Source organism: Sphingobium estronivorans, assembly GCF_008692605.1.
GTDB classification, from domain to species: domain Bacteria; phylum Pseudomonadota; class Alphaproteobacteria; order Sphingomonadales; family Sphingomonadaceae; genus Sphingobium; species Sphingobium estronivorans.
The window spans coordinates 1-22615 of the sequence record NZ_LFCT01000025.1 but is presented as its reverse complement, the minus strand read 5'-3'; the positions used below and the strand labels follow the sequence as shown (position 1 = coordinate 22615).

General features: G+C 65.3%; 19 protein-coding genes. 13 read left to right on the top strand and 6 right to left on the bottom strand.

Annotation, left to right across the window (positions count from 1 at the left end; all coding sequences use genetic code 11):
• Positions 1 to 46 precede the first annotated feature (46 nt).
• From hpnA to F7P65_RS16890, 7 genes are read left to right on the top strand one after another with little or no spacing between them, the layout of a single operon-like run.
• A complete protein-coding gene (gene hpnA / locus F7P65_RS16915; RefSeq protein WP_150293739.1) occupies positions 47 to 1051 on the top strand; it encodes a hopanoid-associated sugar epimerase in 1005 nt (334 codons plus the stop codon).
• Positions 1048 to 2178, top strand: a complete 1131-nt coding sequence (locus F7P65_RS16910) for a glycosyltransferase (RefSeq protein WP_150293737.1) — start codon at positions 1048 to 1050, stop codon at positions 2176 to 2178. Before hpnA ends, F7P65_RS16910 begins: the two co-directional genes overlap by 4 nt.
• Positions 2175 to 3029: a squalene synthase HpnC gene (gene hpnC, locus F7P65_RS16905; RefSeq protein WP_240334354.1), complete on the top strand. Its 855-nt coding sequence runs from the start codon at positions 2175 to 2177 to the stop codon at positions 3027 to 3029. Before F7P65_RS16910 ends, hpnC begins: the two co-directional genes overlap by 4 nt.
• Positions 3026 to 3853: a presqualene diphosphate synthase HpnD gene (gene hpnD / locus F7P65_RS22420; protein WP_275897564.1), complete on the top strand. Its 828-nt coding sequence runs from the start codon at positions 3026 to 3028 to the stop codon at positions 3851 to 3853. The genes hpnC and hpnD overlap by 4 nt, the downstream gene beginning before the upstream one ends.
• On the top strand, positions 3850 to 5106 hold the full coding sequence (hpnE, locus tag F7P65_RS16900) for a hydroxysqualene dehydroxylase HpnE (RefSeq protein ID WP_240334353.1): 1257 nt from the start codon (positions 3850 to 3852) through the stop codon (positions 5104 to 5106). Before hpnD ends, hpnE begins: the two co-directional genes overlap by 4 nt.
• Before the next feature lie 9 nt (positions 5107 to 5115).
• The gene (shc, locus tag F7P65_RS16895) at positions 5116 to 7053 is read left to right on the top strand and encodes a squalene--hopene cyclase (RefSeq protein ID WP_150293731.1); all 1938 of its coding nucleotides are present in this window, start codon (positions 5116 to 5118) and stop codon (positions 7051 to 7053) included.
• Complete coding sequence (locus tag F7P65_RS16890; protein ID WP_240334352.1) at positions 7053 to 7691, top strand: phosphorylase family protein; 639 nt, start codon at positions 7053 to 7055, stop codon at positions 7689 to 7691. Before shc ends, F7P65_RS16890 begins: the two co-directional genes overlap by 1 nt.
• Here F7P65_RS16890 and hpnH read toward each other — a convergent pair.
• A complete protein-coding gene (gene hpnH / locus F7P65_RS16885; protein ID WP_150293727.1) occupies positions 7688 to 8833 on the bottom strand; it encodes an adenosyl-hopene transferase HpnH in 1146 nt (381 codons plus the stop codon). The genes F7P65_RS16890 and hpnH overlap by 4 nt on opposite strands.
• A gap of 8 nt (positions 8834 to 8841) precedes the next feature.
• Entirely contained in the window at positions 8842 to 9840 is a 999-nt protein-coding gene (ispH, locus tag F7P65_RS16880) for a 4-hydroxy-3-methylbut-2-enyl diphosphate reductase (protein ID WP_150293725.1), read from the bottom strand.
• 186 nt (positions 9841 to 10026) lie between these two features.
• Here ispH and F7P65_RS16875 point away from each other — a divergent pair, with 186 nt between their 5' ends.
• Together F7P65_RS16875 and F7P65_RS16870 are read left to right on the top strand one after the other, a co-directional pair.
• On the top strand, positions 10027 to 10626 hold the full coding sequence (locus F7P65_RS16875; protein WP_150293724.1) for an ABC transporter substrate-binding protein: 600 nt from the start codon (positions 10027 to 10029) through the stop codon (positions 10624 to 10626).
• Entirely contained in the window at positions 10623 to 11543 is a 921-nt protein-coding gene (locus F7P65_RS16870; protein WP_150293721.1) for an MlaA family lipoprotein, read from the top strand. Before F7P65_RS16875 ends, F7P65_RS16870 begins: the two co-directional genes overlap by 4 nt.
• Here F7P65_RS16870 and F7P65_RS16865 read toward each other — a convergent pair.
• The 4 genes from F7P65_RS16865 to F7P65_RS16850 all read right to left on the bottom strand — a co-directional run bounded on the left by F7P65_RS16865 (position 11540) and on the right by F7P65_RS16850 (position 16739).
• Complete coding sequence (locus tag F7P65_RS16865; RefSeq protein WP_150293720.1) at positions 11540 to 14107, bottom strand: MMPL family transporter; 2568 nt, start codon at positions 14105 to 14107, stop codon at positions 11540 to 11542. The two genes, F7P65_RS16870 and F7P65_RS16865, sit on opposite strands and share 4 nt — an antisense overlap.
• 32 nt (positions 14108 to 14139) lie before the next feature.
• A complete protein-coding gene (locus F7P65_RS16860; protein WP_240334351.1) occupies positions 14140 to 14631 on the bottom strand; it encodes a DUF2141 domain-containing protein in 492 nt (163 codons plus the stop codon).
• Between the two features lie 106 nt (positions 14632 to 14737).
• Positions 14738 to 15625 (bottom strand): TauD/TfdA dioxygenase family protein, encoded by an 888-nt coding sequence (locus F7P65_RS16855; RefSeq protein ID WP_150293716.1) that lies wholly within the window; start codon positions 15623 to 15625, stop codon positions 14738 to 14740.
• Between the two features lie 52 nt (positions 15626 to 15677).
• The gene (locus F7P65_RS16850) at positions 15678 to 16739 is read right to left on the bottom strand and encodes a helix-turn-helix domain-containing protein (protein ID WP_162854683.1); all 1062 of its coding nucleotides are present in this window, start codon (positions 16737 to 16739) and stop codon (positions 15678 to 15680) included.
• A gap of 169 nt (positions 16740 to 16908) precedes the next feature.
• Between F7P65_RS16850 and F7P65_RS16845 the strand changes: the two genes are divergently transcribed.
• The 4 genes from F7P65_RS16845 to F7P65_RS16830 all read left to right on the top strand — a co-directional run bounded on the left by F7P65_RS16845 (position 16909) and on the right by F7P65_RS16830 (position 22565).
• Positions 16909 to 18165: a sulfotransferase family protein gene (locus F7P65_RS16845; protein ID WP_150293712.1), complete on the top strand. Its 1257-nt coding sequence runs from the start codon at positions 16909 to 16911 to the stop codon at positions 18163 to 18165.
• A gap of 4 nt (positions 18166 to 18169) precedes the next feature.
• Positions 18170 to 19351, top strand: coding sequence for a DUF1214 domain-containing protein (locus F7P65_RS16840; protein ID WP_150293710.1), 1182 nt, complete (start codon positions 18170 to 18172; stop codon positions 19349 to 19351).
• A gap of 202 nt (positions 19352 to 19553) precedes the next feature.
• Positions 19554 to 21281 (top strand): N-acyl-D-amino-acid deacylase family protein, encoded by a 1728-nt coding sequence (locus tag F7P65_RS16835; protein WP_150293708.1) that lies wholly within the window; start codon positions 19554 to 19556, stop codon positions 21279 to 21281.
• Positions 21282 to 21332: 51 nt separating this feature from the next.
• A complete protein-coding gene (locus tag F7P65_RS16830) occupies positions 21333 to 22565 on the top strand; it encodes an MFS transporter (RefSeq protein ID WP_162854682.1) in 1233 nt (410 codons plus the stop codon).
• Positions 22566 to 22615: the final 50 nt, after the last annotated feature.

Below are 22615 nucleotides of genomic sequence, written 5' to 3'. Positions count from 1 at the left end.
AGGAATAGCATGAACTGTAGGCAATCATGCGGATGTTCGGTCGGAAATGTCTGAATCCAGCGGCCTGATTCTCGTGACCGGCGTGTCGGGCTTTGTCGGCTCGGCGGTCGCCCGGGCGCTTGCGGGCCGTGGATGCAGGGTGCGTGGTCTGGTGCGGGCCAGCAGTTCGCCCGTGAACCTCGTGGATTTCCCCGGCGAACTGGTCGAGGGGGATGTGCGCGATAGCGATGCCATGGAAAGCGCCCTGCGGGGCGTCGGCACGCTGTTCCACGTCGCCGCCGACTACCGGCTTTGGGCTCCCGACCCGGAGGAGATCGTCCGCAACAATCTGGCCGGCACGCAAAGCGTCATGCGCGCGGCGCTGAAGACGGGCGTGGAACGGATCGTCTATACCAGCAGCGTCGCCACGCTGAAGCCCTCCGATGCCGGTGCGGTGGACGAACGGGCGGCGGCGGCCCCGTCGGAAGCCATCGGTGCCTATAAACGCAGCAAGGTGGTGGCGGAACGGCTGGTCGAGCAGATGGTCGCGCGGGAGGGGCTGCCCGCCATGATCGTCCAGCCATCGACCCCCATCGGCCCACGCGATGTCAGGCCGACGCCCACGGGCAGGATCATCGTCGAGGCGGCGAACGGCCGGATGCCCGCCTATCTCGATTCCGGCCTCAACCTCGTCCATGTCGACGATGTCGCCAGAGGGCATCTCCTCGCGCTGGAAAAGGGCGCGGTCGGACAGCGCTATATCCTTGGCGGGCAGGATGTGATGCTGGGAGACATGCTGGCCGAAATCGCCGTCCGCATGGGGCGCAGGCCGCCGCGCCTGCGCCTGCCGCGCGCGCCGCTGATGCCGCTGGCATGGGTCAATGAGGGACTGGCCCGGCTGTCGGGCAAGCGCGATCCCTTCCTCACACTCGATTCGCTGCGCATGGCGCGACACCGGATGTTCTTCAGTTCGGAAAAGGCGGAGCAAGAGCTGGGCTATATCGCCCGGCCCTGGCAGGAGGCGATGGGCGACGCCATCGACTGGTTCCGGCAAGCGGGAATGATCCGATGATCGCGCCGGGGCTTGGCATGGCGGTGCTGGCGATATGGCTTGGCCTGCTGCTGGGCCGGGACGGCTTCTGGCTGGCGCGGGAGCGGGACGGCAGGCACCTGCCGTCATCGCCGCGGTGCTGGCCCGATGCGACGGCGATCGTCCCCGCCCGCGACGAGGCGGATGTCATCGCCCGATCCGTCGGCAGCCTGATCGCGCAGGATTATCCGGGCCGATTCCGCATCCTTTTGGTCGATGACGGCAGCAGCGACGACACCGGCGCCATCGCCCGTGCGCTGGGATCGGAAAAGGTCACGGTGCTGACCGGCGCGTCTCTGCCCGACGGCTGGACCGGCAAGCTCTGGGCGCTGCATCAGGGCGTCGCCCATGCCGGTCCGGTGCCGGTCTGGCTGTGGTTGACCGATGCCGACATCGCCCATGCGCCGGACACATTGCGGACGCTGGTGGCGCGGGGGGAGGCTGACAACCTGTCGCTGGTCAGCCTGATGGCGCGGCTGCGCTGCGAAACCCTGGCGGAACGGATGCTGGTGCCGGCCTTCGTCTTTTTCTTCCAGATGCTCTATCCCTTCGGACAGGTGAACCGGCCGGGCGGTCTTGGCGCGGCGGCGGGCGGTTGCATGCTCGTGCGGCGGACGGCGCTGGAGCAGGCGGGAGGAATCGGCGCGATCCGGGGCGCGCTGATCGACGATTGTACGCTGGGTGCGCTGCTCAAGCGGCACGGGCCGGTCTGGCTGGGCCTCACCGATCGTTCGGTCAGCATTCGGCCCTATCGGGACTTTGCCTCGATCGCGGCGATGATTTCGCGTTCGGCCTATGCGCAGCTTCGCTATTCGCCCTGGCTGCTCGCGGCGACGCTGGCGGGGATGCTGCTGATCTATGTCGCGCCGCCCTTGCTGGCCCTGTTCGGACAGGGGCTGGCGCGCTGGTCGGGGCTGGGGGCATGGCTGGCGATGAGCCTGTCCTTCCAGCCCATGCTGCACTTCTATCGCCGCAGTCCGCTCTGGGGCGCGGCCTTGCCGGTGATCGCGGCTTTTTACGCCGGATGCACCCTGCTATCGGCGTGGCAGCAGTCGCGCGGTCGGGGGGGCATGTGGAAGGGGCGGGCGCAAGCGGGAGCGGGGAGTTGAGGGACGCGGCGGAACTGGCATCGGGCCCATTGGCCTCGGACCCATTGGTATCGGGGAAGGGACATCGCGACGAGAATTTCCCCGTCGCCAGCCTGCTCATCAAGGCGGAATATCGACCGCCGATCATGGCCTTCTATCGTTTTGCACGGGCGGCGGACGACATTGCCGACCATCCTTCCGCCACGACGGAGGAAAAGCTGGCCCTGCTCGCCCGGATGCGCGGGGGGCTGGACGGTGACGGCGCAGCGGAGGCCGTGGTGCTGCGGCAGGCGATGGCGGCACGCGGCATCGATCCGGTCCACGCGCATGATCTGCTGGACGCCTTCGTGCGCGACGTGACCGTGGCGCGTTATGCCGACTGGGCCGATCTGATCGGCTATTGCCGCTATTCGGCCATGCCGGTGGGGCGCTTCGTGCTGGACGTGCATGGTGAGGACAGGCGCCTCTGGCCGGCCAATGACGCGCTGTGCGCAGCGTTGCAGATCGTCAATCATCTTCAGGATTGCGGCAAGGATTATCGGACGCTCGACCGGGTCTACATCCCCCTCGATACCGGGCTGGACGTCGCTGAACTGGGGGGCGACCGGGCGAGCGAGGGGTTGCACGCCATCATCGCCGGTCTGGCGCGGCGGACCCGCGACCTGCTCGACCAGTCGGCGGCGTTCGTGGCGCTGATCCGCGACCGGCGGCTGGCGGCGGAGGTGGCGGTCATCCACCGGCTCGCCCGCAGCCTGACCTACCGGCTGGAAAGGCGCGATCCCTTGAGCGAGCGGGTGCATCACGGCAGGATAGAAACGCTCTTCCTTGCCACGGGCGCCGCGCTTCCCGCGCTTTTCCGGCGGGCCGCGTGAGCGAGGCGGCGGTGGCAGCGGGCGCATCGCGCAGTTCCTTCTATGCAGGGATGCGCGTGCTGCCCCGCGTCGAGCGGCATGCCATGTTCGCCATTTACGATTTCTGCCGGATCGTCGACGACATTGCCGACGACCAGCAGGGCCATCGCGCGGCGCGGACCGCGCAATTGGACCGATGGCGCAACGATCTCGACGCACTCTATGCCGGGCGCGACGCGGGGCAGGCGGATTTCCTGCGGTCCGCCGTGGATCGCTTCGACCTTGACCGCTGCGATTTCGAAGCGGTGATCGACGGCATGGCGATGGATGTGGATCGCAACATATGCTGGCCTGGCGAAGCCGAACTGGACCTTTATTGCGACCGTGTCGCCTCCGCCGTGGGACGCCTGTCGGTACGGGTCTTCGGCATGGAGCGGGAGCCGGGCCTGGTCCTGTCCCACCATCTTGGCCGGGCACTGCAACTGACCAACATCCTGCGCGACATAGACGAGGACGCCGCCATCGGCCGCGTCTATGTCCCTGCCGAGGCGCTGGCGGCGGCGGGGATCGTGCCCGTCACGCCGCAACAGGTGGCGGCCGATCCGCGCATGAATGCGGCTGGCCGCTGGCTCGCTGCCCGGGCGGAGCGGCATTTCGATCAGGCGGGCAAGCTGCTGGCCAGCCGGCCGCAGGGGCTGCTGATCGCGCCCCGGCTGATGGAAAGCGCCTATGCCCGGCTGCTGACACGGATGATCCGCACCGGCTGGGCGCCGCCCCGCAAAAGGATCCGCACCAACAAGCTGAGGCTGATTCTGACGGTCGCGCGATTGATGGTGACCGGGTGAAGACTGGCCGGGCGATTGTCGTCGGCGCGGGTCTGGCGGGTCTGTCCGCCGCGGTCCGGCTGGCGGAGGCGGGGGTGGCCGTGCGGGTCATGGAGGCCGCCGGCCAGGCCGGTGGGCGCTGCCGGTCCTATCATGATCCGCAGATCGGGCTGACCATCGACAATGGCAATCATCTGGTGCTGGCCGGCAATGACGCGGTGCGGCGCTTTCGCGACAGGATCGGCGCCCGGGAGCCGCTGGCGGGGCCGGACCATGCCGATTTCCGCTTCGTCGACCTTGCCCGTGATGCGCGATGGACGGTCCGCATCAATGACGGTGCGCTGCCCTGGTGGATATTGTCCCGCAACCGGCGCGTGCCGGATACGGGGGTGAAGGACTATCTGGCGCTCGCCAAGCTGCTCTTTGGCGCGACGGGGGACTGTGTCGGCGACCGGATGGGCGCCACGGGAATCCTGTGGTCCCGCCTGATCGATCCGGTGCTGCTCGCTATCCTCAATACGCCGTCCGCAAAGGGTTCGGCGAAGCTGACCGCCGCCGTCCTGCGGGAATCGCTGCTGCGCGGCGGGCGGGCGAGCCTGCCGCGCATTGCCCATCCCGGTCTGGCGGCGGCCTTCATCGATCCGGCGCTGGACTGGCTGGCCGCGCAGGGGGCGGAGGTGACGCTGGGCCGCCGTCTGCGGGCTATCGGCATGGAGGGGGATCGGGTCGCGGCGCTGGACTGGGGTCATGGACCGGAAGCTGTGCAGGAGGATGAGATCGTCATACTCGCCGTTCCCCCGGCCGTCGCGGCGGTGCTGTTGCCCGGACTGACCGTGCCCGATGCCTTTCATGCCATCGTCAACGCGCATTTCGCGGTTCCGCCGCCTGCGGATGCGCCGTCAATGCTGGGCATCCTGGGCGGCACGGCGCAATGGCTGTTTGCCTTTTTCGACCGCATTTCCGTCACGGTTTCGGCCGCCGACGCGCTGGTGGACATGGATCGCGAAGCGCTGGCCCGGCGCTTCTGGGACGATATTCAGCGGGCCTATGGCTTTTCCGCGCCCATGCCGCCGTGGCAGATCGTGAAGGAAAAGCGGGCGACCTTCTCCGCCACGCCCGAACAGGATGCCCGGCGTCCCGGCGCCCGGACAGGTGCGCGCAATCTGTTTCTGGCGGGCGACTGGACGCAGACGGGCCTGCCCGCGACCATGGAGGGCGCGATCCGGTCCGGCGAAACGGCCGCGTATATGGCGATTGATTGGTTCAGGGTATAGGAGATCGACATGGCGACGCTCCCCGTTTCCAGCACGCTTCTCGCGGCTATCGACGCGGCGGTGGACCGCGCCGCGGCGGCCCTTGCCCAGGCGCAGCGGCCGGACGGGCATTGGGTCTTCGAACTGGAGGCGGACTGTACCATTCCGGCCGAATATGTGCTGCTGCGCCATTATCTGGGCGAGCCGGTCGACAGCGTGCTGGAGGCGAAGATCGGCCGCTATCTGCGCCGCATCCAGTCCGCCGATCATCATGGTTGGGGCCTGTTCCATGCCGGGGCCTTCGACGTCAGCGCCAGCATCAAGGCCTATTATGCGCTCAAGATGATCGGCGACGATGTCGATGCGCGTCATATGGTCCGCGCCCGGGCCGCCATATTGCAGGCGGGCGGGGCGGAGGCGGCCAATGTCTTTACCCGCATCCAACTCGCGCTGTTCGACGCCGGCCCATGGTCCGCCGTGCCGACCATGCCGCCGGAGATCATCCTGCTGCCGCGCTGGTTCCCGATCCACCTGTCCAAAATGTCCTATTGGGCGCGGACCGTGGTCGTACCGCTGCTGGTGCTGTGCGCGCTGAAGCCGGTGGCTCGGAACGCCAAGGGGATCAAGGTCGACGAGCTTTATACCGGCAGGCCCGCCCACCGAAAGACGCAGGCGGCTGACCCTAAATGGCTGTGGACGCTTGGTTTCAACGGTCTGGACAGGCTATTGAAGGGGGTCGATGGCCTGTGGCCCCGCAAGCTGCGCCAGCGCGCGATCGAGGCATGCAAGGCCTGGGTGACGGAGCGGCTGAACGGTGAAGATGGGCTGGGCGCCATCTATCCCGCCATGGCGAACAGCGTGATGATGTTCGACCTGCTGGGCTATGCGCCGGATCATCCGCAGCGCGCCATCGCCCGTCAGTCGGTCGAAAATCTCCTCGTGATCCATGAGGAGGAGGCCTATTGCCAGCCCTGCGTTTCGCCGGTGTGGGACACCGCCCTTGCGGCCCATGCCATGATGGAAGCGGGCGGAGAGGCGAATGAGGCGCGGGCGGAGGCGGCGCTCGATTGGCTGACGCTGCGCCAGATACTGGATGTGGAAGGCGACTGGGCGGAGGAACGGCCCGGCGTGCGGCCCGGCGGGTGGGCGTTCCAGTATAATAACCACCATTATCCCGATCTGGACGACACGGCGGTCGTGGTCATGGCGATGGATCGCGCGCAGGTCGCGGATCGCGGGCCGATCGACCGGGGCGTCGAATGGACGGTGGGCCTTCAGTCGAAAAATGGCGGTTGGGGTGCGTTCGATGCCGACAATGCCTATGATTATCTCAACAACCTGCCCTTTGCCGATCATGGCGCGCTGCTCGACCCGCCGACAGCCGATGTGTCGGCGCGCTGTGTTTCGATGCTGGCGCAACTGGGCGAGCCGCTGGACAGTCCCCGCATGGCCGCGGCCATCGACTATCTGCGCCGGGAACAGGAACCGGAAGGCAGCTGGTTCGGCCGCTGGGGCGTCAACCATATTTACGGCACATGGTCCGTGCTTTGCGCTTTCAACGCGGCGGGGCTGGACGCCAGCGATCCGGCGGTGGCGCAGGCGGTCGGCTGGCTGAAGCGGATCCAGAATGAGGATGGCGGCTGGGGCGAGGATTGCGCCAGCTATGCGCTGGACCGGAGTGGCCATGCCCCGGCACCCTCCACAGCCTCGCAGACGGCCTGGGCGATGCTGGGGCTGATGGCCGCGGGAGAGGTGGACAGCGACGCCGTGGAGCGCGGCGCCGCCTGGCTGGCCGACCGTCAGGAGGCCGATGGCCTGTGGGGGCAGGAACACTATACCGGCGGCGGTTTTCCGCGCGTTTTCTACCTGCGCTACCATGGCTATCCCAAATATTTTCCGCTCTGGGCGATGGCCCGCTACCGCAATCTCAAGCGCTCCAACCCGCGGCGCATTACGGTCGGCATGTGATGCTGATCGTCGCTTGCGGGCTGAAGCGGGAGGCGCGGCTGCTCGACCGGCCGGGCCGCGACCTGTTCGTCGTGGCGGGCGGCGGGGATAGCGCGCGGCTGGAGCGGGAACTGAACGAACGGGCCGAAGCCTTTCCCGCGATCATCCTGTCCTGCGGCATAGCGGGCGCGCTGGCGCCGTCGCTGCGGTCGGGGGATCTGGTCGTGGATGGCGATGCGGCGCTGGTCGACCGGGTCAGGCGAATATTGCCGCATGCCACTTACGGCGGGATCGCGGGAAGCGACGCCATCCTTGCCACGGCGCAAGCCAAGCGGGCACTGGCCGAAAGCCGTCACGCCGTCGCGGCCGATATGGAAAGCCATGTCGCAAGGCGGGTGGCGGTCCGCAGACAGCTTCCCTTTCTGGCGATCCGCGCCATTGCCGATTGTGCTGACGATGACCTGCCTCCCGCCGCTCTGGTCGGGATGCGGCCCGATGGCGGGCTGGCCCTTGGCGCCGTGCTGCTTTCGCTGGCGCGACGGCCCGGCCAGTTGGGGGCAATGATCCGCACCGGGCGGCAGGCGGATCGGGCACTGCGCAGCCTGTCGCGGGCTTTCGACATGCTCATGCGCGCGGAGCCGGCGGTCGATTCTCTTTAACGTCGACCCGCCACATGCTTGGCCGCTCCGGGATCGGCGGCCTCTATCTTCGCCAGTTCCCGTTCGACATGGGAAGAATAGACTTGTTCGGCCGGTCTTTGCCGGGACAGGTCGATGTCGGGCGCCATGGCTCCCTCCACCCGCACGCCCTTGCGCGCCACGGACAGCATTTTCAGCGGATGACGAATGGCATCGGTGGCGGCGGTGCCTTCAAAGCCGCAATGGGTCATGCAATTGGCGCATTTTTCATATTTGCCGACGCCATATTGCTCCCAATCGGTACCTTCCATCAACTCGCTGAAACTGTCGACATAGCCTTCGCCCAGCAGATAGCAGGGCTTCTGCCAACCGAAGACCGTGCGCAGCGGCATCGACCAGGGCGTGCATTCATAGCTTTGGTTGCCCGCCAGGAAATCCAGGAATAGCGGGGAATTGGTGAAGGTCCACGCCTTGCCGCCCTTGCCCCGCTTGAAGACGTCGCGGAAAAATTGCTTGGTGCGCTCGCGGTTGAGGAAATGATCCTGATCCGCCGCGCGTTCATAAGCATAGCCGGGGGAGACGGTGATCTCGACGCCCAGCGCCTCCATCCTGTCGAAAAAGGCCGCCAGCCGCGCCGGGTCCGCGCCGTCGAACACGGTGCAGTTCACCTGCACGCGAAAGCCCTTCGCCTTGGCGAGATGGATGGCCTCCACCGCCACGTCATAAGTGCCTTCCAGATCCACGGCTTCGTCATGCATCTGCCGGTCGCCGTCCAGATGGATCGACCAGGTGAAGAAAGGCGAGGGCCGGTAATCGTCGATCTTCTTCTTGAGCAGCAGGGCGTTGGTGCACAGGATGACCAGCTTCTTCCGTTCCAGGAAGCCCCGCACGATCCGGGGCATGTCCCGATGCAAAAGCGGCTCGCCCCCGGCGATGGACACGGCGGGCGCGCCGCATTCCTCGATCGCTGCCATGCACTGGTCATAGCTGAGGCGCTGGTTGAGGATGGCGTCGGGATAATCGATCTTGCCGCAACCGGGGCAGGCAAGATTGCAGCGGAACAACGGCTCCAGCATCAGGACGAGTGGATATTTCCCGCCCCTGATATGCTGTTTCAGCGTGTAGGCGGCGATCCGCGCCAATGGAGACACAGGCAGGCCCATGGCGCGTCCTACTCGGCAGCCGGTGCCACTGGGGCAACCGGATGACGCAGAGCGGAGGGCAGACGGAACTGGATGGTCTCCTTCACGCCATCCAGTTCGGACACGGTGACGGGCCGAAGACGGCGCAGCGCCGCGATCACGCTGTCGATCAGATCGTCGGGCGCGGAGGCGCCGGCGGTGATACCCACCGTGTGCACATCGTCCAGCCATTGCGGGTCGATGGCGCTGCCATCGTCGATCAGATGGCTTTCCACGCCCATTTCCGCGCCGATTTCCCGCAGCCGCATGGAATTGGAGCTGTTGCGCGCGCCCACGACCAGCAGCAGGTCACTGATCGAGGCCAGTTCCCGCACCGCCGTCTGCCGGTTTTGCGTGGCATAGCAGATATCATTGACCTCCGGCCCGGCGACATCGACGAAGCGCTCATGCAGCGCGGCGATCACGCTGCGGGTATCGTCAACGCTGAGCGTCGTCTGCGTAACATAAGCCACCGGGGCATGCGCGGCGAGGGGCAGCGCCCGCACATCCTCCGGCGTCGAGACGAGATGGATCGGCGCGTCGATCTGGCCGATGGTGCCGACCACTTCGGCATGGCCGGGATGGCCGATCAGGATCAGCGTCCGCCCCGCCTTGGCATAATGTCGACCCTGAAAATGCACCTTGGTCACGAGCGGGCAGGTGGCGTCGATGGTCGGCAGATTGCGTTCCCGCGCCTCTTCCTCGACCGATCGGGGGACGCCATGCGCGCTGAAGATCGTCATGGCGCCGGCGGGAATTTCGGACAGTTCGTCCACGAACACCGCGCCCTTGGCCTTCAACTGGTCGACCACATGCTTGTTATGGACGATTTCATGCCGCACATAGACGGGGGGGCCGAACCGTTCGAGCGCGCGTTCGACGATTTCGATGGCGCGGGTAACGCCGGCGCAAAAGCCGCGCGGGTTGGCAAGCACGATCCGCAACGGTCCGCCCGGGCTGGAATTCGGATTATCCGTCACCACCGACATCTCCCTTATGGGACTGGCATCGCAAATCTTGATACCGATTTACTATTGTCGGGGAAAGGGGCGGGATCATTACAAAAAGGAAAGGACTGGGGAGTCCATGCAGCTGGTTCTTGCCATATCGGCGGGGGATGGTGCACCACGTTCGGCACAGAAGCGATCGCGAGCCGCCATTGACGGAGTTCATGCATGCGCCATCCGATTTTAACGCTCAGCCTGCTGGTGTCGCTCGCCCCCGTGGCCGCGGTCGCGCAGACCGCCGATCCGGCGCGCACGACCGTCCAGCAGCTCGACGACGATCTGATCCGGGCGATGAAAGCCGGCGGCACGATGCAGGCGCGCACTGCGGCGCTGACCTCGGCGCTGGACCGGGCGTTCGACCTGCCGTTGATGACGCGGCTGGCGGTGGGGCCGGCTTGGGCGAAGCTGGGCGGCGCAGACCAACAGGCGCTGCTGCGTAGCTTCCGGCGCATGACGATTGCCCAATATGCGCGCAATTTCGACAGCTGGTCGGGCGAAAGCTTCACCATAGACCCGCAAGTGCAGCAGCGTGGCGGCGACAGGCTGGTGCGCACGACGCTGAACGTGCCCCGGCAGGCGCCGGTCGCCATCAGCTATCGCCTGAGGCAGAGCGGGAGCGCGTGGAAGATCATCGATGTCTTCTATCGCAATTCGATCAGCCAGATCGCGACGCGCCGATCCGACTTCGCGGCGGTGCTGCAAAAGGGCGGCGCGGCGGCGCTGGCGGCGCATATGGATGCGATAGCGGCCAAGGGCGAGAAATTTTGATCCTTCCGTTGATCGCCCCGGCGGCGCTGATGGCGGCGCAGGTCGAAACGCCTCTGCCGGTGGTGACGGTGGAAAGCCGGGACGTCATCGTCGTTCCGCCTGCACCGCAGCCCGTGCCCGTCATCGCCCCTTCAGCCTCCAGGGGCACGGCGGAGGCCATAGGCGGCGATGAGATCAGGGTCGAAAAAGACCCGCTCCAGGGTTTCAATCGCGCGATGTTCGACATCCATCAGGCGATGGACAAGGCGATATTGCGACCGGCCGCGATGGGTTACAAAAAGCTGGTGCCAAAGCCGCTCCGGTCGGGCGCGCGCAATGCGATCAGCAACCTGAGCGAACCCTTTATCTTCGTGAATTTCCTGTTGCAGGGCAAACCGGACAAAGCGGCACAGACATTCGCGCGGTTCATCGTCAATTCGACGCTGGGGATCGCCGGATTGTTCGATATCGCCAAACGGAAGGATTTCAACCTGCCGCACCGGGCCAATGGTTTTGGCACCACTTTGGCCCTTTATGGCGTGAAGGCGGGGCCTTATCTGTTTTTGCCCCTCATCGGTCCGACGACGCTTCGCGATGTGCTCGGCAAGCCTGCCGACGACGGACTGTTGCCGCTGGCCGTCGGCAGGCCGTTTTCGACCTGGCAATATCAGCTTTCGACCGGGCTGGTCGGCGGTCTCGACATGCGGGCCGAAGCGGACCCGGAATTGCGCGCTCTGTTCGGGGATGCGGTCGACCCTTATGCAACGCTGCGATCCGTTTATCTGCAAAATCGCGCGGCGGAAATCGAGGAGGTGAGGGGCGGGCACGGGCGGAAGAAAACCGGCGATCTGCCGGAACTGAACGAGTCATTGACCGATCCCGCGCCGTCCGATGCCCCGGAATTGCAGGACCCCATGACCGATCCTGCCGCGAATTAGCCCTGTTTCCCCTTGCGGGGCGGCCCGAGCAGCGCCGGTTCGAAGATCAGGGCGCAGATTAGCGTCCAGATGAGCGAGATCATCAGGATCTTGCCCATGCTGGCGGTTCCGGGGTGATGGGACAGCCACAGGCTGCCGAAAGCGGTGCCGGTGGCGAAGGCGCTGAACATCACCGCCCGCGCCAGGCTGGATTGCAGCAGGCCGGTCGCGCCGCTGCGCCATGCCATGACGAAATAGATATGGAACGCCACGCCCACGCCGAACAGCAGGGGGAAGGCGATGATATTGGCGAAATTGATCGGTTGGCCGATGAGGACGCAACTGCCCAGCGTCAGGAAAATGGAGAGGATGACGGGGGCCAGGGTGAAGGCCACCTCCTTCACGTCGCGCAGGACGAGGAACAGCAGGATGCTGACCAGCAGGAAGGCCATTATGCCCGCCTGCACGAAGGCGCCCGCTACAGTCGCCGCCGCCGCCTGCGTGGCGACCGGCAGGCCCGATATGGCGGGCGTGACTGTGGCGACGGCATCGCGGAACTGGCGGATGACGGCATTGTCATGGGCATTGCCGCTCGGGAAAAGCTGAAGCCGCGTGAGGCCGGCAGGCGTCACCCAGTCACGGACCAGATCGGGCGGAAGCGTCTCCCGCGTAATGGGGCCGGCCTGCAAGGCCTGCCTGATCTGATCGAGCATGACGGTCAGAGGGCGGGACAGCATGGCATTGACAGCAAATCTTTCTCCCGCCGACGCCATGTTCAGCCGGTGGAGCGATGCCGCAAGATGGCGCGCCGCATTGCCTTCGGCGCCGGGACGCTCGGCGATGGCCGTGCGCAATTTCATTTCCGTGCCCGCGATGGCGTCTCGCAATTGCGCATCGCTCGGCGGCGGCGCAATATCGAACGGGTTGATCGTCAGGTCGAGCAACAGCGACGCGTCCTGGATCAGCGCCAGCTTGGCCTCCTGCCTCTCCGGCACGAAGCTGTCGAGCGAGACGATATGCGCCACTTGCGGCAGGGCGGACAGGCGCTGCGTCAGTTGACGGGCCTCGTTCGGATTGGCGGCCAGCACGTCGATCACATTGGGGGTCCGGTCGGGATCGCGTGTCAAGTCGCCGAGCGCGCGCATCGCGGGCGCATCGGGATCGCGCAGGTTCAGCGGATTGAAATCGAACTTGGCCCAAGGCAGCAGCGCAATGCCCGCCGCCATGGCGATGCCGAAGGCCCATAATATGGCGCGGCGCCTGCGTTCCAGAAAGCGGTCGATGGGGGCGAGCGCGCTGAAACCGACGTCGCGCCGGGGCTTACCGGGACGCAGGAGCAGGATGAGCGCAGGCAGCAGCGTCAGGCTGAACAACAGCGCCACGATCATTCCCAATCCGGCGATCACCCCCAGTTCGGCAATGCCGACATAGGCGGTCGGCAGGAAGGCGCCGAAGCCCAGGACAATGGCCCCTGCCGCCAGCAGCAGCGGCGCGCCCAGCGCATTGGCGGTCTGGCGCAGGGCCGCATCGGGCGCCGCGCCCGCCGCCCTGTCGGCATTGAAGCGCACGCAGATCTGGATGCCGAAATCGACCCCCAGCCCGACGAACAATGGAATGAAGGCCACCGAAATCAGGTTGAACCGCCCGATGGCCAACAGTCCGACGGCGCTGGTGACGATCAGGCCCGAGACGATGGTCAGCATGATCGCCGCGACCAGCCGCACCGACCGGGTGGCGAACCACAAGGTCAGGAGCATTGCGCCCAGCATGACCAGCGCGACCAGCCCGATATTGTCCTGAAGCGTCGCAAATTCCTCATCGGCGAGCGCAACCTCGCCGGTCAGGCGGAGCCGGACGCCATGCGTTTCATCGATGGCGAGTGTTCTCGCGGCCTTGGCGACGGCGTCGCTGGCGGCTTCACCCGGCATCAGCGCGCCATGGTCGAGCACGGGTTGCGTCAGGATCAGGCGTCTTGTCGGCGGACTGGGCGCCTTGCCCTCGCCCGCGAACAGTTTTTGCCACGAAAAATGCGGATTCCTGCCCGCCAGCGAGCCGTCAATGGCCGTGCTCAGCGCAGTCAGCGGCCGGTCGATGCGGCTCAAGGCAATTTCGCCCGCTTCGACGCCGTCCAGCAGGGTCGAAAGGGCAGTCGTCACGCCGCGCAGGCTCGGGTCGGCGGCGAGCGGCCCCAGCATCGGCTGCGCGTCGATCATCGCGGTCGTGGCGTTGCGGACATCCTCGACCGATCCGAACAGCAGGCCTTCGCGGGCGAAGAAATCGCCGCCGTCAGGGCGCGTGACCAGCCGGAAATGCGCCTTGTCCGCGCTGAGGCCCGCCGCAAGCCGAGCGGCCGCATCCTCCGCCAGTTCCGGCGTTTCGCCATCGACGACGATGAGCATATTGTCGCGCAATTGCGGAAAGGCGCTTTCCATGCGCCGTTCCTGCAAGCGCCAGCCGACCTCGGGCGAGATCAGCGCCGCCGTATCGGTCGTCATCGCGATCCGGTCCGCCATGACGAACAGCGCCAGCGCGGTGACGATCAGTCCCAGCAGAAGCGTCAACCAGGGCCGGCGGATGCTGGCCATGACCAGCACGGAAGGGGAAAAACGCGCCGCCCTCACTGGCCGGCCGGTCCCTTGGCGCCCAGGAAATAGCGAAGATTGAAATGGATCGTCTGCGCCCCGCCATCGTGGCTGAATGCCGCTTCGGCGAATTTGGGCGGGCCGAATCCGATCTTGGCGTCGTTGGAAAAGCCGACGCCTTCCCGGGGGATGCCGAACAGGGCGCGATCCACCTTGCCATTGCCATTCTCGTCGAGAAACGCCTGCGCGGCGTAACGCCCGGCGGGGAGGGAGGGCAGGGTGACGCGGGTGGCGCCCACCCTGGCCGGCGCCTCCGCCGAATAGGGGCAGTCGTCCTTCAGGAACCGGCTTTCCGGGCAGATGTCGACATGCACCCGGCCCTTGCCGATACGCACATTCCCCACGTCGATGGTCAACACGCCGCCGCCGGGGGCCGATGCGGCAAGCAGGAAGGGGCCAAGCAGGAAGAGAAAGGGAAGCCTGGGGAATGACGAATTCGCGCGCTTATCCATCCGCTTCAGCGTCATAAGCTGTGGCTCCCCGCATGTTGGGTGCGATGCCGGACAGCTAAAGCAACCTGCCCGCAGAAGCCACAGAAATCACGTCGCCGCCATTGCCCTCAAGCCGCGGCCATTACTGTGCCAGGATTCTCCCCACCTGCGCCGTCCCCCGCAATGTGGTGCGGTGAACGACGCGAATGACGTCAACCGGATGGCCCATCGCGCTGTGCATCATGCGATAATTGTCCCACAGGATGACGTCGCCTTCCTCCCACGCATGTTCGTAGATGAATTGCGGCTGGATGACGGCATCGATCAGCCTTTGCAGCAGCGCGTCGCTTTCCGCTTCGTCCATGCCGACGATGTTCCGAAGGTTCAGCGGACTGACGTTCATGATCGTGCGGCCGGTGACGGGATGCTTCCAGACGAGCGGGCGGGCATGCGGCGGATAATCGGGGAAGTTGGTGCCGGATTCACCGACGCGCGAGCCGCCGGGATTGCAATATTTCATGTCTTTGAGATCGGTGCGGAATTCGAACCGCACTTCAAGCCCCTCGATCCGCTGCTTGAGGTCGTCGTCCAGCGCCGCATAGGCCTTTTCCGTGTCCAGCCATGCCGTGCGGCCCCCGACGCTGGCCTTTTCGACCATGTTGAGCAGCGCGCCCGCGTTCGGCGTGTCCGAAAAGGCAAGGTCGGTATGCCATGGGATGCGCCCGTAAGTGGGGACGCCGTCATAGGCATAGACCGGCCCCCGCAGCCCGCCCTTGTTGGTGAGGAGGATCAGTTCGGGATAGTCGGGCATCCGAATGCTTTCGATCGGATGCGGCTCCAATTCGCCCAAGCAGCGGCTCAGTTCCAGCAGGGCTTCGGGCGATGTGCCCATGCCGCGAAAGAGAACCACGCCCGCGTCCCGCCAGAGATCGACCAGGCTGCGCGCCGTCGCATCGTCGATGCCCGCTTCCAGGTCCAGATCCAGAACCTCTTGGCCGATGGTGGGCAGGGGCCTCGTTCGGATAGTCATCTCGCCATTCTCTCCATGCTGTATTTCCGCTATCCTGGCATGGGCGCTCCCGTCATCCTACGTCCATTTGCATGATGTCCGCCCGGTGGGCGCGACGGTGCTGCGCGGGCGAGGTGCCGGTCCATCGGCGGAACGCTTCCCGGAAACTGTGGATGTCGCGGAATCCGGTCGTCAGCGCCACATCGTCGATCGAGCGGCGGCGATCACGCAGCAGATGGATCGCCACGTCGCGCCGCGCAGCATCCTTGAGCAGACGGATCGAAATATCGTCCTCCGCGAGACGGCGCCGGATAGTGCTCACGCTCTGGCCCATCAGTTCGGAAAGCTCACTCAAGCCGGGTATAGCAACGCCGCGCGCCAGGGACAGGCTGTAGATATTGCGGATCCTGTCCCCGAACGGCATTTCGATGGGCAAAGCGGACATGAATTCGAATGGGAAGTCCAGCAACAACCTGTCCAACTCTTCGGCCGTGCGCACCACCGGCATTCCCAGCAATGTTCGGGGAAAGGCAATATTGTTCACCGTGCCGTCGAAAGTCAGATCGCCGACGAAGAAATCAGCCACCGCCTCATTCGCGTAAGAGACGCTGTGCATCAACTGGACGCGGAAGTCATGGGGGCCGATGCCCAGCAACCAGGCGTACAGGCGGCAATAGATGGACATGCCGGCCAGATCGCTCAGAAAAGCGCCGAAGCTCTTGCGCCGCCGCAGCGTATCGACTGTCACCACGGCCATCGGGCCGTCCTCTTGCAATTCCATGATCGCGATCCGCTCTGCGCGGGTGCGGAAGAACATTATCTGGCGATCGATGACATCGCGGAATGTCCGGCAACCGATCACGCAATAGCACATCAGCCGGAATTCATCGGGATGCATTTGCGGCTTATGATCCAACTGGCTCGAATGCCAGCCGATGGCAACGATGCATTCCCGATAGATCGCCACGCCCTGCTGCCGCGCGATGCTCGCCACCGCGCCATTGGACAGGTCCGCCATCGAATAGGGCACGCGGGCGCGGGCCAATATGTCCGATGGCTTGGCGCCGACGCGCGCGGCCGTCCGCAACAGGCGCAGGATCACCGTCGCCGGTATCCCCGCGGCAGATTTCCGCATGGTCATACGGTCCTTCATTAAAATGCTCCGGCGCACTGTCCGTGAACAAAAACCCTGCTTCAATTGACCGATAACACTGTTTCAGAGTCGGGCGCCAGCGTCTTATATGGTCGAAGCCGCAGCCGCGCCGATCCGATGCAGCGGACCGCCATGACAAGACGAGTATGCGATGAGCGATAAACGACCCGAAGGCAATTTCTGGACACCGCCGCCCCGGCCCGAGTGGCTGGCGACGTTCCTTGACGAGACCAAGGCGTGGGATGCCGACGCCGTGGCCCCGTTGCAGGCGGACGAGCTGATCGCGACGGCGATGCGCCGCACGGGCCTTTCCGACTTCGGCGAGGACGACTGGCGCGAGCCGTTCCAGATTCTGGTGAAGGCCATCGAGGAGGAAGCCGAACTGCACCTCTTCGGCCGTCTGTGGACGCGTCAGGATCTGCTGCTGTTCCTGGAAACCCGCCTGAAGATCGAAGCCTTGTTCAAGGCCCATCCCGAAATCGAGGATGAGCAGATCGACCAGCCGGTGTTCGTCACTGGGCTGCCGCGTTCGGGTACCTCGATCCTGTTCGAACTGCTGGCGCAGGACAGCCAGTTCATGGCGCCCGCCAATTGGGAATTCGTGCTGCCCTGTCCCCCGCCCGAGGCGGCCAGCTATCGCGAAGACCCGCGCGTCCCCCGCGCCCACGACCTCATCACCCAGATGGGCCGGGTCGCGCCGACCTATCAGGCCATGCATGAAATGGGCGCGTGGATTCCCAATGAGTGCGGCGTCGCCTTCCGCCTGAGCTTCCGCTCGCAGCATCTGGCGGCGACCTTCCAGGTGCCGACCTACACCAACTGGCTGTTCGCCGCCGATCAGGAACCGGCCTACCGCTATTACAAGCGGCTGCTCAAGCTGCTCCAGTGGCGCAACCCGCGCGGCCACTGGCTGCTCAAGGCGCCCGAGCATCAGTCCTTCCTGCCGGTCCTGTTCAAGGTCTTCCCCGACGCCCGCGTCATCGTGACGCATCGCGACCCGGTGAAGGCGCAGGGATCGGTGACGAACCTCATGGGCACCATCTATTCGATGCGCAGCGACAAGCCCTTCGACGCCAAAGCGTTCGAGGAATTGCTCTCGCCTGAAGGCACGGCCGCGCGTCTCGACCAGATGATCGACTGGACGGAATCGGGCGCGATCCCCGCCGACCGCCTCTCCAACTCGCGCTATGCCGACCTGATCGAGGAGCCGGTCGCGGCGCTCGAAACGCTTTATGCGAAGATCGGCTTTGCCTTCACGCCGCAAGCGCGGGCGGCGGTGGAAGACTATCTGTCCCATAAGCCCAAGGGCAAGTTCGGCGCGCACAATTATGCGGTCGACCGGCAGGACAGCACGCGAAAGCTGTTCGCCCGCTACCAGGATTATTTCAACGTGCCGAGCGAGGAGTGAGCCGATGAGCCAACAATATGAGAAAGATCTGCGCGAGGCCTGGGACAAGTTTTGCGACGACCTGAAATCGGCGGGCGACATCGCCCTTCGGGAAACCGCCGCGAACAATCCCGTCGATCGCGCCGCCGCTTTCCGCCTGCTGTCGCGCAACATCGGGCTGGCGCTGCAATTCGAGATGGAGAATAACGATCCCCTCCATCCCGAACTGCTTCATTATTTCGATCCGCTGCGCAAGCAGGGTGGCGACAACACCGACGCCCTCTATGTGGGCGGCCCGATCAACGGGACCGACACCTATCGGGTGACGGGCAAGCGGGGCACGTCGCGCTATTTCGGCGTCACGGTCGTCGAAAAGGGCAACACGCCCTGGGGCGGCGGCGTCGCGGGCATGTTGTTCGGCGACCAGATCGAGATGGACGAGGACGGCAATTTCGAACTCTTCCTCAGCCCCGACCCGCAGCCGGGCAATTGGATCAAGACCACGCCGGACACGTTCCGGGTCACCTTCCGGCAATTCTTCGCCGACTGGGAAGGGGAAGAGCCGATGGAGGCCCGCATCGACCGGCTGACCGGCGACGGCGCGCCGCCGCAGCTGACGCCCGAAACAGTGGTGGACGGGCTGGCGAGCGCGTCGCACTGGGTGAAATGGTCGGTGACTTACTGGGCCGACATGATCGAAAAGTGGAAGGTTCAGCCCAACCGCTTCCTGTCCTACCGCCAGCTCGACGACAACAAGATCGACGCGACGCCCGGCGGCGAGCCGCTGATCTCCTATTGGATGCTGCCGCCCGACGAGGCGCTCATCGTTCGCGTGACGCCGCCCAAGTCGCATTACTGGGCGGTGGAGTTCGGCAATTACTGGTGGGAAACGATGGATTATCGCTACCGCCTCTCCAGCACCAACTGCCATCATGCCACGCTGGAGGATAACGGCGAACTGATCCTGGTGGTCAGCCATGACGATCCGGGCCTGCCGAACTGGCTCGATCCCTCGGGCCATAGCGAGGGTTACATCACCTTCCGCTGGATGCTGGCGGACAGCTGCCCGGTGCCGCAATGCGAACAGGTCAAGCGTTCCGAACTGTTCGAGCGGTTGCCCGATGCGGTCAAGAAGATCACGTCCGACGAGCGTCGTGAACAGCTGGCCGAGCGCCGCCGCGGGATAGTCAAGCGGTACAAGTGGTAAGCCTGCGGGCTTGAGGAAAGGGTCCGGTCATGGATGCGATGCGCCACTGTTCAGGGTTCGCATCGCGTCCATGCATCCGCATATAGCGGATGTCGCAGGCTTGCCAGATTGATCCGGTCGGCGCGTTCCATGCAAATGAACGATGACGCGTCGACGAACTTGGGCCAATCTGTCGGCAACGAACGAACTGGAGAGGATGGATATGTCCGTGATTGACCTCGTCATCAGGGGAGGGCTCGTCTGCGACGGGACCGGGTCTGAGCCTTATGAGGCGGACATCGCCATCAGCGGCGACAGGATCGTGGAAATCGGCAAGGTGACAGCGCGCGGCCGGGATGAAATCGACGCGACGGGCCGCATCGTTACGCCGGGCTTTATCGATCTGCACACCCATTATGACGGTCAGGCGATCTGGTCGGAAAGGCTGGTGCCGTCTTCCCAGCATGGCGTGACCACGGCCATCCTGGGCAATTGCGGCGTCGGCTTCGCGCCCTGCCGTGCGTCGGACCGGGAACGGCTGATCGGGGTGATGGAAGGCGTCGAGGATATTCCGGAGGTCGTCATGACCGAAGGGCTGCCATGGGATTGGGAGACATTTCCCGATTATCTCGATGCGCTGGACCGGCGCCGGCGCGACATCGACGTTGCGGCCTATGTGCCCCACTCTGCCCTGCGCGTCTATGTCATGGGCGAACGGGGGGCGGCGCGCGAATCCGCCACTCCGGTTGACATGGAAAAGATGCAGACGCTGGTTCGCGGCGCGATGGACGCGGGCGCCATCGGCTTTGCCACCTCGCGCCAGTTCATCCATCGCACCTGCGACGGCGAGATGATCCCCAGCTTCGACGCGGCGGAGGAGGAACTGCGCCTGCTGGTCGCGGCGATGGGGGAGGATCGCGGCGCGTTCCAGATCGTCCTCGATGTGCCGCACGGGAGCTGGACCGATGAACTGCACATGCTGCGCCGCGTGATGGGCTCGTCCGGCCGGACGGCCATGTTCACCCTGGGGCAGGGCACATCCAATCCCAACGACTGGCGTGAGGCGCTGGCGATCGTGCACGAAGCCAATGCGGAGGGTCGCTCGATCCGCGCGCAGGTTTTTCCCCGTCCCATCGGGATCATCGTCGGTCTCAATCTTTCGGCCAATCCGTTCATGGACCGGCCCAGCTACAAGCAGCTTCCGCAGGATCTGGCGGCGCGCGTCGCGGCGCTGCGCGATCCGGCCGTCCGCGCCCGCATCCTGGCCGAGGCGCCGGCCGGGGGGATGACCCCGCTGCAAGCCATGAGCAACGATTTCGAACGCATGTTCCCGATGGCGGACACGCCCGATTACGAGCCGCGCATGGAGGACAGCGTCGCGTCGCGGGCGCGGCGTCAGGGCGTCAGCCCGCAGGAACTGGCTTATGATCTGCTGCTGGAGGATGACGGCCATGCCATGCTGTATGTCGCCATCGGCAATTATGGGCAGGGCACGCTCGATCCCATTCGCGAGATGATGCTGGACGAGGCCACCGTGGTCGGCCTGGGCGATGGCGGGGCGCATTATGGCATGGTCTGCGACGCCAGCTTCCCGACCTTCATGCTGACCCATTGGGTTCGTGACCGGGCGGAGAATCGCCTGCCGCTTCCGTGGGTGGTGAAGGCCCTGACCCGCGACCCGGCGCTGGCCGTGGGATTGCATGATCGCGGCACCATCGCCCCGGGCATGAAGGCGGACCTCAATGTCATCGACCTGGATCGCATCCGGCTGCCCAAGCCGACCGTGAAGCACGATCTGCCCGCTGGCGGCCGGCGCATTACGCAGGATGCGGAAGGCTATTGCGCGACCATCGTCAGCGGCGTCCCGATCCAGCGGGACGGCATCGCCACAGGATTGCTGCCGGGCCGCCTCGTTCGGGGCGGCGCTCAACGCGCGCGACAGGTCGCATAAATGAGCGATTGCTCTCCCATCTCCACCCTCACCACTGGAGCCGATCCAGCTATGAGCACTGCTCAGGAAATTGCCACGCCGTCGATGCGTTCGCCGCTCAATTATGGCTGGGTCGTCGTCGCGATCCTGTTTGTGGCGCAGATGCTGGTCATCGGCATCACCTCCTATGGCTTCGCCTTGCTGGTCAAGCCGATCGCTGCCGAATATGGCCTGCCCCGCGCCGATGTGAATATCGGCCTGATGCTCCTCCTCGTCGGCATGGCGGTGTCGTCCCCCTTTATCGGGCGGATGCTCGACCGGGTTCCCAGCCGTTTCGTGATCGCATTGGGGGCGTTGATCTTCGGGGCCGGTGCGCTGACCGTCGCGCTGACCACATCGCTTTGGGCGATGGGGGCCGCGACGCTGCTCCTGCTGTCGACCGGAACGGCGATGCTGGGACCCCTGACCGCTTCGACATTGACGTCCCGCTGGTTCGAAAAAGGGCGGGGCAAGGCGCTCGGCGTCGTATCCGTCGCCACATCCGCCGGCGGGTTCCTGGTGCTGCCGTTGATGGCCGCGCTGGTCGAACAGTTCGGCTGGCGTACGGCCCTCATCACGCTGGGCCTCCTCGTCAGCCTTTTGCTTGGCGGCCTGGGCCTGTTATTCATGCGGGAACCTGACGATGCGGCAGCAGCCCATGGAAGGCCCCGCAGCCAGACAGCGCCGCGATGGACGGCCCGGATGCTCTGCCGCACGCGCGATTTCTGGTTGATCGCAATTTCCATTGGCCTGCTGTTCGGCATCGATCAGGCATTGCTCGCCTCGCTTGTCGCCTATGGCACGGATCGGGGATTTTCACTGCCGGCCGCGGCCATGCTGGTGTCGGCGATTTCCGGGTCGGCGATCCTCGGCAAGCTCGCCATCGGCGCGCTGGCCGACCGCATCGACCTGCGCTGGCTGCTGATCGCGCTCGCTCTATTGACGGAGATATTTCTGGGCGTTCTCCTGATCCAGCCCAGCTACGAAGTGCTGATGATGGCGTCGTTGGTCGTGGGAGCCGCGGTGGGCGGGTCCTCGCCCCTCTGGGCGGCATTCGTCGCCATCCGTTTCGGCGTCGCTTCCTACGGTTCGGTCATGGGGCTGATGGCGCTCATCCAGATTCCCCTGACGCTCGGCGCTTTGCGTTATATCGGTCATGTTTATGACAGCACGCACAGCTATGGTTCGGCCTTCCACATGTTCGCCGTCGCGGCGCTGATCGCCGCGCTCGCCATTCTGCCGGTCAAAACGGAGAAGTCGGCCTGAGGCCGATCACATTGATCTTTTACAATTTAAGGAAAGAATTGAGATGGAAC